This window comes from Kosakonia sp. Marseille-Q7440, from assembly GCF_965119485.1.
Window position 1 is genome coordinate 519,062 of the sequence record NZ_CBCPLT010000002.1, and the last position, 14,303, is coordinate 533,364.

Sequence of the window (14,303 nt, forward strand, 5' to 3'; positions counted from 1 at the left end):
GGCGGTATGCATCAGTGGCATACGCCTTTGTGTGGGGTGTTAAATGGATGAATTCAAACCAGAAGACGAGCTGAAACCCGATCCCAGCGATCGTCGTACTGGTCGTTCTCGTCAATCTTCCGAGCGTGTCGATGAGCCGCAGATCAACTTTGATGAGGTTGATGTTGATGCCGACGATCGCCGTCCTGCGCGTTCGCGCCGGGTGCGTGATGAGCGCGAAGAAGAGAGCTATCAAGAAGATGAAGCCGCTCTGGACGAGGAGCCGCAGGAGCGTCGCCCGCGTAAGCGTAAGAAAGCCGCTGCCGCTGCGAAGCCAGCGTCCCGCCAGTATGTGATGATGGGCGTCGGTATTCTGGTGTTACTGCTGCTGATTATCGGCATCGGCTCTGCGCTGAAATCCCCCGCGCCTGCAAACAACGAACAAAATACGTCGGGCGAGAAAAATATCGATCTCGGCGCGACGAACAACACTGCCGGTAACAGCGGCAACGCCGCCGATCAGGCAAATGGCACACAGCCCGCACCGGGCGCGTCGCCGTCTCAGGCACAGAACGCAGGCAGCGCGCCGGCTCAGCAGGATGTGACGCTGCCGCCGATCTCCTCGACGCCGTCGCAGGGCCAGCCATCCGCTACGCCGGAAGGGCAAAATCGTGTAGAAGTGCAGGGCGATCTTAACAGCGCACTGTCGCAGCCGCAGGGCCAGACACAGCTTGATAGCGCGGCCAGCTCGACGCTGCCGACCGAACCGGCAACGGTTGCACCGATTCATAACGGCAATGGCAACAGTAATTCCAACGCCGCGCGTACTCAGCAGCAGCCTGCAGCGGGCGAAAGCCACGCCACGGCGCCGCGTAACGAACGTAAGCAGATGGTGATTGAGCCGAAGCCAGCCGCCAAAACACCGGTAGCGAAAAGCGAGCCGAAAGCGGAGTCCCGCCCGGTTGCTCAGCCGCCGAAACGCACGGAAAGCACCGCTTCTGCGCCAGTGAAAGCGCCTGCTGCAACGTCGACAGCAGCACCGTCAACGTCAACGGCCGCATCCACACCGGCTCAGCCGAAAACCACGGCTCCGGCGGCGAGCGCAAGCAGCGCACCTGCTGCCAGCGGCACGGCTTCTACCGGCAATGTCGGTGCGCTGAAATCGGCGCCGGGCAACCACTACACCCTGCAGCTGAGCAGTTCATCGAACTACAACAACCTCAATGCGTGGGCGAAGAAAGAGAACCTGAAAAACTTCGTGGTCTACCAGACAACGCGTAACGGTCAGCCGTGGTACGTGCTGGTGAGCGGCGTCTATGCCTCGAAAGATGATGCTAAACGCGCCGTTTCCGCGCTGCCAGCGGATGTGCAGGCGAAAAACCCGTGGGCGAAGCCGCTGCATCAGGTTCAGGCCGATCTTAAGTAATGTGTAAAGCGCAGGATGCTGTCGGAGCTTTCTCCACAGCCGGAGAGAGTGTAAGTAATCAGTCAGCATGAAAAAGAATCGCGCTTTTCTAAAATGGGCAGGGGGAAAATACCCCCTGCTCGACGATATCGGTAGGCACTTGCCCAAGGGAGAGTGCCTCATCGAGCCTTTCGTTGGCGCGGGCTCGGTGTTTCTCAACACCTCCTACTCCCGCTATATCCTTGCAGATATCAACAGCGACTTAATCAGCCTCTATAACATCGTTAAAGAGCGCCCTGATGAGTATGTTCATCACGCGCGCGCGCTGTTTGTGCCCGCGGTGAATCAGTCCGAAGTCTATTACCAGCTGCGTCAGGAGTTTAACCAGTGCCAGGAGCCGTTCCGGCGCGCGCTGCTGTTTTTATACCTCAACCGGCATGGCTACAATGGTCTGTGTCGTTACAACCTGCGCGGGGAGTTTAACGTGCCGTTTGGGCGCTATAAAAAGCCCTACTTCCCGGAAGCGGAGTTGTACCACTTTGCAGAAAAAGCGCAGAATGCCTTCTTTTACTGCGAATCTTACGCCGAGAGTATGGCGCGCGCGGATGCGAACTCGGTGGTCTATTGCGATCCGCCCTATGCGCCGCTCTCTGCGACAGCCAACTTTACGGCGTACCATACCAATAGCTTTACCCTTGAGCAGCAGGCTCATCTTGCCGCGATTGCGGAGAGCCTGGTGCAGAACCGAATCCCGGTATTGATTTCCAACCATGACACGCTGCTGACGCGTGAATGGTACAGTCAGGCGAAATTGCACGTGGTGAAAGTGCGACGCAGTATCAGCAGTAATGGCGGGACGCGTAAAAAAGTGGATGAGCTGCTGGCGCTCTATCGCCCGGCTCCCGCGCCTCGCTAACCCTGCGTTCACCGCGCCGCCGCCTGCCGAAACCTACTTTCTCAAGGAGATGCGGATGAAACAGTATTTAATTGCCCCTTCGATTCTGTCGGCTGACTTTGCTCGCCTGGGCGAAGACACCGCCAGCGTACTGGCCGCGGGCGGGGACGTTGTCCATTTCGACGTGATGGACAACCACTACGTACCGAACCTGACCATCGGCCCGATGGTGCTGAAAGCGCTGCGCAACTACGGCATCACCGCGCCTATCGATGTGCACCTGATGGTGAAACCGGTCGACCGCCTGGTGCCGGACTTCGCCGAAGCCGGGGCAAGCATTATCACCTTTCATCCTGAAGCTTCTGAGCATATCGACCGCACGCTACAACTGATCAAAGAGCATGGCTGCAAAGCGGGGCTGGTGTTTAACCCGGCGACGCCGCTGAGCTATCTGGATCATGTTATGGACAAGCTAGATGTGATCCTGCTGATGTCCGTTAACCCCGGTTTTGGCGGTCAATCCTTCATTCCCCATACGCTCGACAAGCTGCGCGAAGTGCGTCGTCGCATCGACGCGTCCGGTCTTGATATCCGTCTCGAAGTGGATGGCGGCGTGAAAGCGAGCAATATCGGCGAGATCGCGGCAGCCGGCGCAGATATGTTTGTGGCGGGCTCGGCGATTTTCAATCAGCCGGATTACAAACAGGTTATTGATGAAATGCGTAGCGAACTGGCGAAGGTAAGTCATGGATAAATTGCAGTCGATTCGGGGTGTCGCGTTCGATCTCGACGGCACATTAGTGGACAGCGCGCCGGGGCTAACGGCCGCCGTAGACAGCGCGCTGTATGCCCTTGAGCTGCCGCAGGCTGGCGAAGCGCGCGTGATTACCTGGATTGGTAACGGTGCCGATGTGTTGATGGAGCGCGCCTTCAACTGGGCTCGCCAGGAGCGTGCTATTCAGCGCGCTTCGCAGGGCAAGCCCGATATTGATACCGGCGATGTGCCGCAGGCCGAGCAGATCGCTATGCTGCGCAAGCTCTTCAACCGCTACTACGAAGAGACCGTGGAGGAGGGCAGCTTCCTGTTCCCGGACGTGGCGCAAACTCTTGCGGCGCTGCACGAAAAAGGGCTGCCGCTGGCGCTGGTGACCAATAAGCCGACGCCGTTTGTCGCGCCGCTGCTGGATGCGCTGGAGATTGCCCACTACTTCACTTTTGTCGTCGGTGGTGATGATGTGGTGAATAAGAAGCCGCACCCGGAGCCGCTGCTGCTGGTGTGCGACAAGCTGTCGATTCAGCCCCATGAGTTACTCTTCGTTGGCGATTCCCGCAACGATATCCGCGCCGCGCAGGCGGCCGGCAGCGTCTCCGTTGGCCTGACCTACGGCTACAACTATGGTGAAGCGATTACCCTAAGCGAGCCGGACTACGTCTTCGACCGCTTTAACGATTTACTGCCCGCGCTCGGGCTCCCGCTCAGTGAACATCAGGAAATGAAAAATGACTAAGCCCATCGTTTTTAGTGGCGCACAGCCCTCAGGTGAATTGACCATTGGCAACTACATGGGTGCGCTGCGTCAGTGGGTGAACATGCAGGACGACTATCACTGCATCTACTGCATCGTTGACCTGCATGCCATTACCGCGCGTCAGGACCCAGAGAAGCTGCGCAAGGCGACGCTGGATACGCTGGCGCTCTATCTGGCGTGCGGCATCGACCCGCAGAAAAGCACGATCTTTGTGCAGTCCCACGTTCCTGAGCATGCCCAGCTGGGTTGGGCGCTGAACTGCTACACCTACTTCGGCGAGCTGAGCCGTATGACGCAGTTCAAAGATAAATCCGCACGCTATTCAGAAAACATCAACGCCGGCCTGTTTGACTATCCGGTGCTGATGGCGGCAGACATTCTGCTTTACCAGACCAACCAGGTGCCGGTCGGCGAAGACCAGAAGCAGCATCTGGAGCTGAGCCGCGATATCGCCCAGCGCTTTAACGCCATTTATGGCGATGTGTTTAAAGTGCCTGAGCCGTTTATTCCGAAATCCGGTGCGCGGGTGATGTCGCTGCTGGAGCCGACGAAAAAGATGTCCAAGTCGGACGATAACCGCAACAACGTGATTGGCCTGCTGGAAGATCCGAAGTCGGTAGTGAAGAAGATCAAACGCGCCGTGACCGACTCCGACGAGCCGCCGGTTGTACGTTACGATGTGGCAAACAAAGCGGGCGTCTCTAACCTGCTCGATATCCTCTCCGCTGTGAACGGCCAGAGCATCGCCGAGCTGGAGCAGCACTTCGAAGGCAAGATGTATGGCCATTTGAAGGGCGAAGTAGCGGACGCGGTTTCCGGCATGCTGACCGAGTTGCAGGAGCGTTACCATCGCTATCGCAATGATGAAGCTTTCCTGCAGCAGATCATGCGCGAAGGCGCGGAAAAAGCGAGCGCGCACGCTTCAGAAACCCTGAAGAAAGTGTACGAAGCGATTGGTTTTGTCGCGAAGCCGTAAGCAGAATAAGCTCGGTTTTGTAGGCCTGATAAGCGCAGCGCCATCAGGCATTATGCCGGGCGCTGATTGCCGGATGGCGGCATAAATGCCTTATCCGGCCTACGGATTAGCGTGTTTTGTAGGCCTGATAAGCGCAGCGCCATCAGGCATTATGCCGGGCGTTGATTGCCGGATGGCGGCGTAACGCCTTATCCGGCCTACGGTTTAGCGCGTTTTGTAGGCCTGATAAGCGCAGCGCCATCGGGCATTGTGCGTGGCGCTGTTTGCCGGATGGCGGCATAAATGCCTTATCCGGCCTACGGTTTAGCACGTTTTGTAGGCCTGATAAGCGCAGCGGTGTCAGGCGCTGATTGCCGGATGGCGGCATAAATGCCTTATCCGGCCTACGTTTAGCGCGTTTTGTAGGCCTGATAAGCGCAGCGCTATCAGGCATTGTGCCAGGCGCTGTTTGCCGGATGGCGGCGTAACCGCCTTATCCGGCCTACGGTTTAGCGCGTTTTTGTAGGCCTGATAAGCGCAGCGCCATCAGGCATTGTCTCTTAGAACCACTTCAACTTATCGCGTAACGCGACAACTCTGCCGACGATAATCAACGACGGGCTTTTCACCCGCTGCGCCAGCTCGCCAAGCTGCGACAACGTGCCGCTCACCACCCTCTGCTGCACCGATGTGCCATTTTCCACCAGCGCAACCGGCATATCCGCCTGCATACCGTGAGCGATCAACTGCTCCTGGATTGCCGCCGCCTGATTCAATCCCATATAGAACACCAGCGTCTGCTTCTCTGCCGCCAGGTTAGCCCAGTCCAGCTCACCGCCGGTTTTAAGGTGGCCCGTGACCAGCCGCACGCTCTGAGCGTAATCCCGATGGGTCAACGGAATGCCCGAGTAAGCCGAACAGCCGGAAGCCGCGGTAATGCCGGGTACGACCGAGAAGGGAATGCCCGCATGGCAGAGCGTTTCCAGCTCTTCGCCGCCGCGCCCAAAAATAAAGGGATCGCCGCCTTTTAACCGCACCACGCGCTTCCCGCTTTGCGCCTCGCGCAGCAGGATCTGGTTAATCTCCTCCTGCGGCACGCAGTGATAGCCCGCTCGTTTACCGACAAACACACGGTCGGCGTCACGGCGCACCAGATTCATGATCTCATCGGAGACCAGCCGGTCATACACCACCACATCCGCCTGCTGGATTTGCTGTAAGCCTTTCAGCGTCAGCAAACCGGCATCGCCAGGCCCCGCGCCCACCAGCGCCACTTCACCACGGTTATCCAGCGGCTCGGTCAGCATCTGTTCGGTGATGCTCTCCACGGCGGCCATATTCTGATTGGCCAGCGATTGTGCCAGCCGATCGTTAACGAACAACTTCTCCCAGAAACGACGGCGCTCGCTCATGGTGGCGAAATGGCGTTTTACGCGGTTGCGCAGTTGCCCGGCAAACTTCGCCACGTGCCCAAGATGTTGCGGCAGCAGTGACTCCAGCTTCTCGCGCAGCAAACGCGCCAGCACCGGAGATGTTCCGCCGGAGGAGATCGCCACCATCAGCGGCGAGCGGTCGATAATTGACGGCATGATAAAGCTCGCTTCCTTCGGCGCATCGACCACATTGCAGAAGATGCGACGCGCTTCTGCCGCGTCGCTGACCCGCTGGTTTACAGTGTCGTTATCGGTGGCGGCAATCGCCAGCCAGCACTCATCCAGCAGCGTTTCGCTAAACTCGCCTTCGACCAGCGTCAGCATGCCTTCTGCGGCCCAGGCGGTAAATTGAGGAATAAAGGTGAGGGAATTGACGGTGAGCTGCGCGCCCGCATCAAGCAACAGACGCGCTTTGCGCTCCGCGACATCGCCGCCGCCGACCAGCAGACAGGCGCGTCCCCGTAATTGACAGAAAATTGGCAGGTGATCCACGACATTACCCCGGAATTGTAGTTATAGGCTGAAGCGGGCACCGCGCGACGAGAGCCGCGGGCGCTGAGCATGAGCCGTAGCATAACAGCAAGCTGTCGCTACGGCCGTTGAGAGGGCAGGGGATTATGCTTTGATCTGCACCTCACCATCCTTCACTCGTGCTTCAAAATGGGCAACTGAACGGCTTTCATCTTCCATGCAGAGGCCATCGCGCAGACGGAATCGCTGTTTTTTTAACGGGCTGGCAACCCACAGCTCGCCCTGATGTTCGGCGATAATGCCGCGAGAGAGCACGCTCGACTGGAAAAAGGGATCGATATTGCTGATGGCGTAAACCTGGTCATCGTGGCGCGGGCGGAAAATCGCCACCTGCTCACCATTGACCAGCGCGCAGACGCCGGTTGCCGGGACGATATCATCGATATTGCAAACGCTGTTCCACTGGCTCATGCGTTCTCCTCCACTAACATCACCGGAATACGTTCATAGGGTGTCGCCGGGCGATGCTGAGCACGCTCCGGAACCACCTGCACGTTCGGGTCGCGGCGATCGCTGTTGATAAAGTGTTTGAAGCGCGTTTGCGCCGCCGGGTTGTTGACGGTTTCCGTCCACTCGCAAATCACCGCTTCACGCAGGCGGGTCATCTCTGCTTCCAGCTGTGCATCAAAGCCCAGTTTGTCGTCGATGATGACGCTGCGCAGATAGTTGATGCCGCCTTCCATCCCCTCAAGCCAGGAGGCGGTGCGGGTCAGTTTGTCGGCGGTGCGAATGTAGAACATCATAAAGCGGTCGAGGTAACGCAGCAGGGTTTCGCGATCGAGATCCGCCGCCAGCAGATCCGCATGGCGCGGTTTCATGCCGCCGTTACCGCACACATAGAGGTTCCAGCCTTTTTCCGTGGCGATGATCCCCACGTCTTTCCCCTGCGCTTCCGCACACTCACGGGTACAGCCAGAGACGCCGAACTTCATTTTGTGCGGAGTGCGGATGCCTTTGTAGCGGTTTTCCAGCTCGACGCCGAAACCGACGCTGTCGCCGACGCCATAGCGGCACCAGGTCGAGCCGACGCAGGTTTTCGCCATACGCAGCGCTTTGGCGTAGGCATGACCAGTTTCGAACCCGGCATTGATTAACTGACGCCAGATCTCCGGCAGATCGTCTTTTTGCGCGCCGAACAGGCCGATACGCTGCGAGCCGGTGATTTTGGTATAGAGATTAAACTCCCGCGCGATGCGCCCCACTTCCATCAGCCCTTCCGGCGTGATTTCACCGCCCGCAGAGCGCGGAATAACGGAGTAGGTGCCATCTTTCTGGATATTGGCGAGGAAGTTGTCGTTGGTATCCTGCAGCGGCGTGTGCTGCGGTTTCAGGATGTACTCGTTCCAGCAGGAAGCAAGCAGCGAGCCGACGGTCGGTTTACACACTTCACAGCCGTAGCCGGTCCCGTATTTCGCCAGCAGTTCGTCGAAGGTTTTAATCCCTTCCACCTGGATGAGATGGAACAGCTCCTGGCGGGAGTAGGCGAAGTGTTCACACAGGTTATTGGTGATTTCGATACCCTGTTTCGCCAGTTCGGCGTTCAGCACCTGGGTAACCAGCGGAATACAGCCGCCGCAGCCGGTGCCGGCTTTGGTTTCCGCTTTCAGTGCGGCCACGGTGTGGCAGCCTTTATTGATAGCGGTAATCAGGTCGCCTTTGGTGACGTCGAAGCAGGAGCAGATTTGCGCGCTGTCCGGCAGCTTATCGACGCCAATTGAGGGTTTACCGCCGCTGGCATGCGCTGGCAGGATCAGCGCATCGGGGTTTTCCGGCAGTTCGATGGCGTTGAGCACCAGTTGCAGCAGGTTGCCGTAATCGCTGGTGTCGCCAACCAGTACGGCGCCGAGCAGAGTTTTGTTATCCGGGCTGACAATCAGGCGCTTATAGACTTCTTTGCTTTCGTCGAGGTAGACATAGCTGCGCGCGCCCGCTGTGCGGCCATGCGCATCACCGATACCGCCAACATCCACGCCGAGCAGTTTCAGCTTGGCGCTAAGATCTGCGCCTTGGAACGCGTTTTGTGTGCCGAGAATATGGTCAACTGTCACCTGCGCCATTTTGTAGCCTGGCGCGACCAGACCGTAAACGCGGTTGTTCCAGCTGGCGCACTCGCCGATGGCATAAATATTGGGATCGGAGGTCTGGCAGCAGTCGTTGATCATGATGCCGCCGCGCGGGGCAACTTCAAGCCCGCACTGGGTCGCCAGCTTGTCGCGTGGACGGATGCCGGTGGAGAAGACAATAAAGTCCACTTCCAGCTCACTGCCGTCGGCGAAGCGCATGGTTTTGCGCGCCTCAACGCCCTCCTGCACGATCTCTTTGGTATTTTTGGTGGTGTGCACGCGCACGCCCATGCTTTCGATTTTACGTCTTAGCTGCTCGCCGCCCATCTGATCGAGCTGTTCTGCCATCAGCATCGGGGCGAATTCAATAACGTGAGTTTCGACGCCTAAGTTTTTCAGCGCGCCTGCGGCTTCCAGACCCAGCAGGCCGCCACCAACCACCGCGCCACGGCGGCTACGACGCGCGCATGACTCAATGGCATTCAAATCTTCAATGGTGCGATAAACAAAACAGTCCTGGGTTTCAGACCCTTTGATCGGTGGGATCCACGGGTAGGAGCCGGTGGCCATGATCAGCTTATCGTAATAGACCGTGCGGCCCGCGCTGGAGTGGATCACTTTTTCCTGGCGGTTAATGGTGATGGCGCGTTCACCGACCAGTACTTTGACGCCATGTTTTTCGTAGAAGCCTTCGCGTACCAGCGACAGCTCTTCGGCCGTATGGTGGGAAAAATAGGATGACAGGTGGACGCGGTCGTAGGCTTTACGCGGCTCTTCACAGAATACGGTAATGTCGAACTGGCTGGCGTCGGCTTTGTCGAGAAGGTCCTCGATAAAGCGGTGGCCGACCATGCCGTTACCGATGATAGCGAGTTTGACTTTGCTCATTTTTGCCTCGATTTCTTTTTTACTACCTCCTACCTTAACGATTCAGCTTGCACGGTTATTGATGTATATCAATTACACCTTAGCCTACTCCTTAATGAGTATATTGCTGATTTTTCATGATTTTTATAAGTATTGGATATCATTCATATTTATATGTTGAGGAATTTCTATACTGAAAGTGACGTTTTTTAGCACGAGGTTAGCTACGACATATCTGAGGGAGAATGAGGAGGTAATGCGATGTCAGCAACACCACTATGGTTAGTGCAGAATGTGCACTTACCCGATCGCGAAGGAGTGTGGCAAATCGCCATTGAGAATGGGCGATTTGGTGAGATTACGCCGATGGGCGACACCCAGAGCGAGACACTTGACGTGCTTGATGCCGGCGGCGGTTTAGCCCTGCCGCCGTTTGTCGAACCGCATATTCACCTGGACACCACGCAAACGGCTGGCGATCCCCGCTGGAACGAGTCCGGTACGCTGTTCGAAGGGATCGAGTGCTGGGCCGAACGTAAAGCGCAGCTCTGCCATCAGGACGTGAAAAAGCGTGCCTGGCAGACGCTGAAATGGCAAATGGCCAACGGTGTGCAGCATGTTCGCACCCACGTTGATGTTTCCGATCCGCTGTTAACGGCGCTGAAAGCGATGCTGGAGGTCAAAGAGGAGGTCGCGCCGTGGATTGATCTACAAATTGTCGCCTTTCCACAGGAGGGCATTCTCTCCTACCCGAACGGTGCGGCGCTGTTAGAAAAAGCGCTTCAGTTGGGTGCCGATGTGGTTGGTGCCATTCCGCATTTTGAGTACACGCGTGAATATGGCATTGAATCACTCAATATTGCTTTCGATCTGGCGCGTGAGTATGAGCGCCCGCTGGATATCCACTGCGATGAGATTGATGATGAGCAGTCGCGCTTTGTTGAGACCGTCGCCGCGCTGGCACTTGAAATGGAGATGGGCTCGCGCGTCACCGCCAGCCACACCACCGCCATGCACTCCTACAATGGCGCGTATACATCCCGTCTTTTCCGCCTGCTGCAACGTTCCGGCATCAATTTCGTGGCCAACCCGCTGGTCAATATTCATCTTCAAGGGCGCTTCGATGACTACCCGAAACGGCGTGGCGTTACTCGGGTGAAAGAGTTGATGGCTGCAGGGATGAATGTCTGCTTCGGTCACGACGATGTGTTCGATCCCTGGTATCCGCTCGGCACCGGCAATATGTTGCAGGTGCTGCATATGGGTCTGCATGTTTGTCAGCTGATGGGGTATTCGCAGATTGAGCAGGGGCTGCAACTCATCACCCACAACAGCGCGAAAACGCTCGGATTGAAAGAGTATGGCATTGCGCCAGGTCTGCCTGCCAATATGATCATTCTGCCGGTTGAAAATGGCTTTGAAGCGGTGCGTTGCCAGTCTCCGGTGCGCTGGTCAATTCGTCACGGACGCATTATTGCCAGCACGCAACCTGCGCAGAGTTGGGTACGGATGGAGGAGGGATGCGAAGAGGTGCATTTTAATAGGATGCCGCAAGCGTAGCGGCGTGCCAGGCCGTTAAGACGCACGAATTTGGCGGTCTGGCGTTACATCTGTTACCAAATACGTAAAATTAAGTAAAAGGCTGGCCTGCTGGCTGAGTGCTCTTTAGAATCAAGCCACTCGCTTTCGTTACTGCACTTCGTTAAGGAAACCTTATGGTTAAATCGACTCTGGCGGCTATGGCGGCTCTGCTCGCCCTTTCTGCTATCTCCCCTGCTGCGCTGGCCGCAAAAGGCGACCCGCATGTTCTGCTCACCACTTCTGCCGGTAATATCGAACTGGAGCTGAACAATCAGAAAGCCCCCGTGTCGGTGAAAAACTTCCTTGATTACGTGAATAACGGTTTTTATAACAACACCACTTTCCATCGCGTTATTCCTGGTTTTATGGTTCAGGGCGGTGGCTTTAACGAGCAGATGCAGCAGAAGCAGCCTAACCCGCCTATCAAGAACGAAGCGGATAACGGCCTGCGCAACACGCGCGGTACCATTGCTATGGCGCGGACTGCAGATAAAGACAGCGCCACCAGCCAGTTCTTTATCAACGTTGCGGATAACGCTTTCCTGGATCATGGTCAGCGTGACTTTGGCTACGCGGTATTTGGCAAAGTGGTAAAAGGCATGGACGTTGCCGATAAGATCTCCCAGGTGCCGACGCACGATGTTGGCCCGTATCAGAATGTCCCGTCAAAACCGGTTGTTATCCTCTCCGCGAAAGTGCTGCCATAAGTTTCCTCCACACGGGCTTTGCGGCCCGTGTTTTACCGCTTCCCTGCGTAACCCGGAATTACTGCTTATAATTTTTTGGGCATGTACATCATTTGGGTATGTATATCGCTTAACTGGGAGGCGCTATGCCGAAAAAACTCACCGACAGGCAAAAATCCCGACTCTGGGAGCAGCAGCGCAACATCAATTTTCAGGCCAGCCGCCGGCTGGAGGGCGTTGATAGCGAGCTTGTTACGCTGAATGCGGAAGAGGCCACTTTACGTCTTGAAGAGCTGCGGAGGCAAAATGAGCGATAAATTCGGCGACGGGCGCGACCCGTATCTTTTCCCCGGCCTGAAAGTGATGCGTAATCGCCTCGGCATTCGCAATGCTAAGGGGCTGGAGAAGGAGGCGTATCAGTTTACCGCGCTGCGTGCTGCAACCCTGGAACTGGGGCCGATTGCCCGCGGGCTGCCACATCTTTGCGCCATTCACCGCCATCTTTACCAGGATGTGTTCGACTGGGCCGGGCAGATCCGCGAAGTCGATATCTACGAGGGCGATACCCGCTTCTGCCACTTCGAGTATATCGAGAAAGAGGGCAATGCCCTGATGCAGCAGCTAGAAGATGAGGAGTGGCTCGTCGGGCTTGAAAAAGAGGAGTTTATCGCACGCCTGGCGCATTACTACTGCGAAATCAATGTCCTGCACCCGTTCCGCCTGGGTAACGGCATTGCCCAGCGCATCTTCTTTGAACAGCTGGCGCTGCACGCGGGCTTCTCGCTCGACTGGCGAGATATCGATCCCGACGACTGGCGCAACGCCAACCAGGCAGGCGCGATGGGCGATCTCGAACCGCTAACCGCCATCTTTAGTAAGGTGGTGAGCGAGGCGCGCGAGGGCGAGTAAAACGAAGGTCTTGCTCCAGTCAGAGCAAGACCTTAAGCCCATGTTTCTGCACTACAGAGAGTAACTTGAGAGAGACACCACTAGGTCGCTTCATACCGTTTTCCCACTTTTGTATCGTTGAAACGCTGGTGTTGAGATAGCGGGCAAAGACCGACTGACTAACGTTAAATCGCTCACGTAGCCCTTTGATCTCTTCAGGTTTTAGAGCATCAACGGGGCTCAGGCAGCGCTCATCAAAGTTACGCATTGTTTCCTGAGTCATCGCCCCAGCATCAAACAAACCCTTTGCCGCACTATGGATTGCCTCAAAAGCAAGGCTTTTACTTTTTCGTGTCGTTGTCATGAGTAATCTCAACCAGCTCTCTGTTACTGATTAGCACCAAAAGGACGCTTTCGGAAAGGCCAGCGTAATGTTTTGCCAGTTCACGAAACGCGGCTAACTCACCGTCATCAATATTTGCCATATCCTGCTTTGCATAGATAAAGGTGTAAAACGCATGTGCGCCGCCTTTCGTCAGGATAATGGCACGATCGCGGTTTTGATTTAGCCGCTTCTTGTAGACCCCTCCGCCTAAATTATCCGCCTGGCCCTGCATCAACTCATCGATTGCCTGACGTAATTCGCTGTCGCGGATGCCCATTTTTTTGGCCGCTTTGGCAAACCATTTGGTTTTAAAGATCCGTTTAAAAGATAACATTACTTCCGTCCACACTGTAGCACTAAGTGCAATGGTATTCCTTTGTGTGTGGAAAGGAAGATTTCCGCAAACCCGTTTTTTATCTTTGCGAAGTGCCGTATAGTTTCGCGCAAACTGCATGAAACGCGGCACATCCATTGGTTGAATTCACATGATCCTGCTTATCGACAATTACGACTCCTTTACCTGGAACCTCTACCAATATTTTTGTGAGCTGGGAGTACACGTAGAGGTGAGGCGTAACGATGAGCTGGCGCTGGCGGATATTGAAATGCTAGCGCCGCAGAAAATTGTTATTTCGCCAGGCCCCTGCACGCCGGATGAGTCGGGCATTTCGCTGGAAGTTATTGCGCACTACGCGGGCAAGCTGCCGATCCTCGGCGTTTGTCTCGGCCATCAGGCGATTGCCCAGGCATTTGGTGCCACCATTGTGCGCGCGGCGAAGGTGATGCACGGCAAAACTTCCCCTATTACGCACTCTGGCAGCGGTGTGTTTAGCGGCTTAAATAATCCGTTAACCGTTACGCGCTATCACTCTTTGGTCATCGATCCATCTACCTTACCTGACTGCTTCGAGGTCACCGCGTGGAGTGAAAACGGTGAGATTATGGGCATTCGCCATAAGGCGTGGGATCTGGAAGGGGTGCAGTTCCACCCCGAAAGTATTCTCAGTGAGCAGGGCCATCAATTGCTGGAAAACTTCCTTACGCGGTGATTTGTGGTTGCCATCTAGTGATTTTTTATGCATATTTCGTGATTATATTTTCACTAT

General features: G+C 56.1%; 15 protein-coding genes. 10 read left to right on the top strand and 5 right to left on the bottom strand.

Translation table 11 applies throughout. From position 1 onward, the window contains the following. Nucleotides 1-43 precede the first annotated feature (43 nt). From damX to trpS, 5 genes are all read left to right on the top strand, one after another. The gene (gene damX, locus ACWPW2_RS16265; RefSeq protein WP_454124169.1) at nucleotides 44-1,405 is read left to right on the top strand and encodes a cell division protein DamX; all 1,362 of its coding nucleotides are present in this window, start codon (nucleotides 44-46) and stop codon (nucleotides 1,403-1,405) included. 67 nt (nucleotides 1,406-1,472) lie between these two features. Continuing rightward, nucleotides 1,473-2,300 carry an adenine-specific DNA-methyltransferase gene (dam, locus tag ACWPW2_RS16270; RefSeq protein WP_023482009.1) on the top strand — a complete coding sequence of 276 codons (828 nt, stop codon included), beginning with the start codon at nucleotides 1,473-1,475 and terminating at the stop codon, nucleotides 2,298-2,300. Between the two features lie 55 nt (nucleotides 2,301-2,355). Further along, entirely contained in the window at nucleotides 2,356-3,033 is a 678-nt protein-coding gene (rpe, locus tag ACWPW2_RS16275; protein ID WP_023482084.1) for a ribulose-phosphate 3-epimerase, read from the top strand. Further along, nucleotides 3,026-3,787, top strand: a complete 762-nt coding sequence (gene gph / locus ACWPW2_RS16280) for a phosphoglycolate phosphatase (RefSeq protein WP_023482033.1) — start codon at nucleotides 3,026-3,028, stop codon at nucleotides 3,785-3,787. The genes rpe and gph overlap by 8 nt, the downstream gene beginning before the upstream one ends. Next, nucleotides 3,780-4,784 (top strand): tryptophan--tRNA ligase, encoded by a 1,005-nt coding sequence (gene trpS / locus ACWPW2_RS16285; RefSeq protein WP_042717438.1) that lies wholly within the window; start codon nucleotides 3,780-3,782, stop codon nucleotides 4,782-4,784. The genes gph and trpS overlap by 8 nt, the downstream gene beginning before the upstream one ends. Before the next feature lie 539 nt (nucleotides 4,785-5,323). Here the strand turns inward: trpS and cysG are convergent. The 3 genes from cysG to nirB all read right to left on the bottom strand — a co-directional run bounded on the left by cysG (nucleotide 5,324) and on the right by nirB (nucleotide 9,678). Next, nucleotides 5,324-6,688: a siroheme synthase CysG gene (gene cysG, locus ACWPW2_RS16290; protein ID WP_454124173.1), complete on the bottom strand. Its 1,365-nt coding sequence runs from the start codon at nucleotides 6,686-6,688 to the stop codon at nucleotides 5,324-5,326. Nucleotides 6,689-6,811: 123 nt separating this feature from the next. Beyond that, on the bottom strand, nucleotides 6,812-7,138 hold the full coding sequence (gene nirD, locus ACWPW2_RS16295; RefSeq protein WP_042717441.1) for a nitrite reductase small subunit NirD: 327 nt from the start codon (nucleotides 7,136-7,138) through the stop codon (nucleotides 6,812-6,814). Continuing rightward, the gene (gene nirB / locus ACWPW2_RS16300) at nucleotides 7,135-9,678 is read right to left on the bottom strand and encodes a nitrite reductase large subunit NirB (protein ID WP_454124176.1); all 2,544 of its coding nucleotides are present in this window, start codon (nucleotides 9,676-9,678) and stop codon (nucleotides 7,135-7,137) included. Before nirB ends, nirD begins: the two co-directional genes overlap by 4 nt. Nucleotides 9,679-9,918: 240 nt before the next feature. Between nirB and ACWPW2_RS16305 the strand changes: the two genes are divergently transcribed. From ACWPW2_RS16305 to ACWPW2_RS16320, 4 genes are all read left to right on the top strand, one after another. Then, nucleotides 9,919-11,217, top strand: a complete 1,299-nt coding sequence (locus ACWPW2_RS16305; protein ID WP_023481975.1) for a cytosine deaminase — start codon at nucleotides 9,919-9,921, stop codon at nucleotides 11,215-11,217. 155 nt (nucleotides 11,218-11,372) lie between these two features. Beyond that, nucleotides 11,373-11,945, top strand: a complete 573-nt coding sequence (ppiA, locus tag ACWPW2_RS16310; protein WP_042717446.1) for a peptidylprolyl isomerase A — start codon at nucleotides 11,373-11,375, stop codon at nucleotides 11,943-11,945. 125 nt (nucleotides 11,946-12,070) lie between these two features. Next, entirely contained in the window at nucleotides 12,071-12,241 is a 171-nt protein-coding gene (locus ACWPW2_RS16315; RefSeq protein ID WP_023482040.1) for a YhfG family protein, read from the top strand. Continuing rightward, nucleotides 12,231-12,833, top strand: coding sequence for a putative adenosine monophosphate-protein transferase Fic (locus ACWPW2_RS16320; RefSeq protein ID WP_023482067.1), 603 nt, complete (start codon nucleotides 12,231-12,233; stop codon nucleotides 12,831-12,833). Before ACWPW2_RS16315 ends, ACWPW2_RS16320 begins: the two co-directional genes overlap by 11 nt. 19 nt (nucleotides 12,834-12,852) lie before the next feature. Here the strand turns inward: ACWPW2_RS16320 and ACWPW2_RS16325 are convergent, their stop codons facing one another. Further along, the gene (locus ACWPW2_RS16325) at nucleotides 12,853-13,176 is read right to left on the bottom strand and encodes a helix-turn-helix domain-containing protein (RefSeq protein ID WP_305207350.1); all 324 of its coding nucleotides are present in this window, start codon (nucleotides 13,174-13,176) and stop codon (nucleotides 12,853-12,855) included. Beyond that, nucleotides 13,154-13,531, bottom strand: a complete 378-nt coding sequence (locus ACWPW2_RS16330) for a type II toxin-antitoxin system RelE/ParE family toxin (protein ID WP_034814189.1) — start codon at nucleotides 13,529-13,531, stop codon at nucleotides 13,154-13,156. Before ACWPW2_RS16330 ends, ACWPW2_RS16325 begins: the two co-directional genes overlap by 23 nt. A 151-nt stretch (nucleotides 13,532-13,682) precedes the next feature. Here ACWPW2_RS16330 and pabA point away from each other — a divergent pair, with 151 nt between their 5' ends. Continuing rightward, a complete protein-coding gene (gene pabA, locus ACWPW2_RS16335; protein ID WP_454124180.1) occupies nucleotides 13,683-14,246 on the top strand; it encodes an aminodeoxychorismate synthase component 2 in 564 nt (187 codons plus the stop codon). The last annotated feature ends 57 nt before the right edge of the window (nucleotides 14,247-14,303 follow it).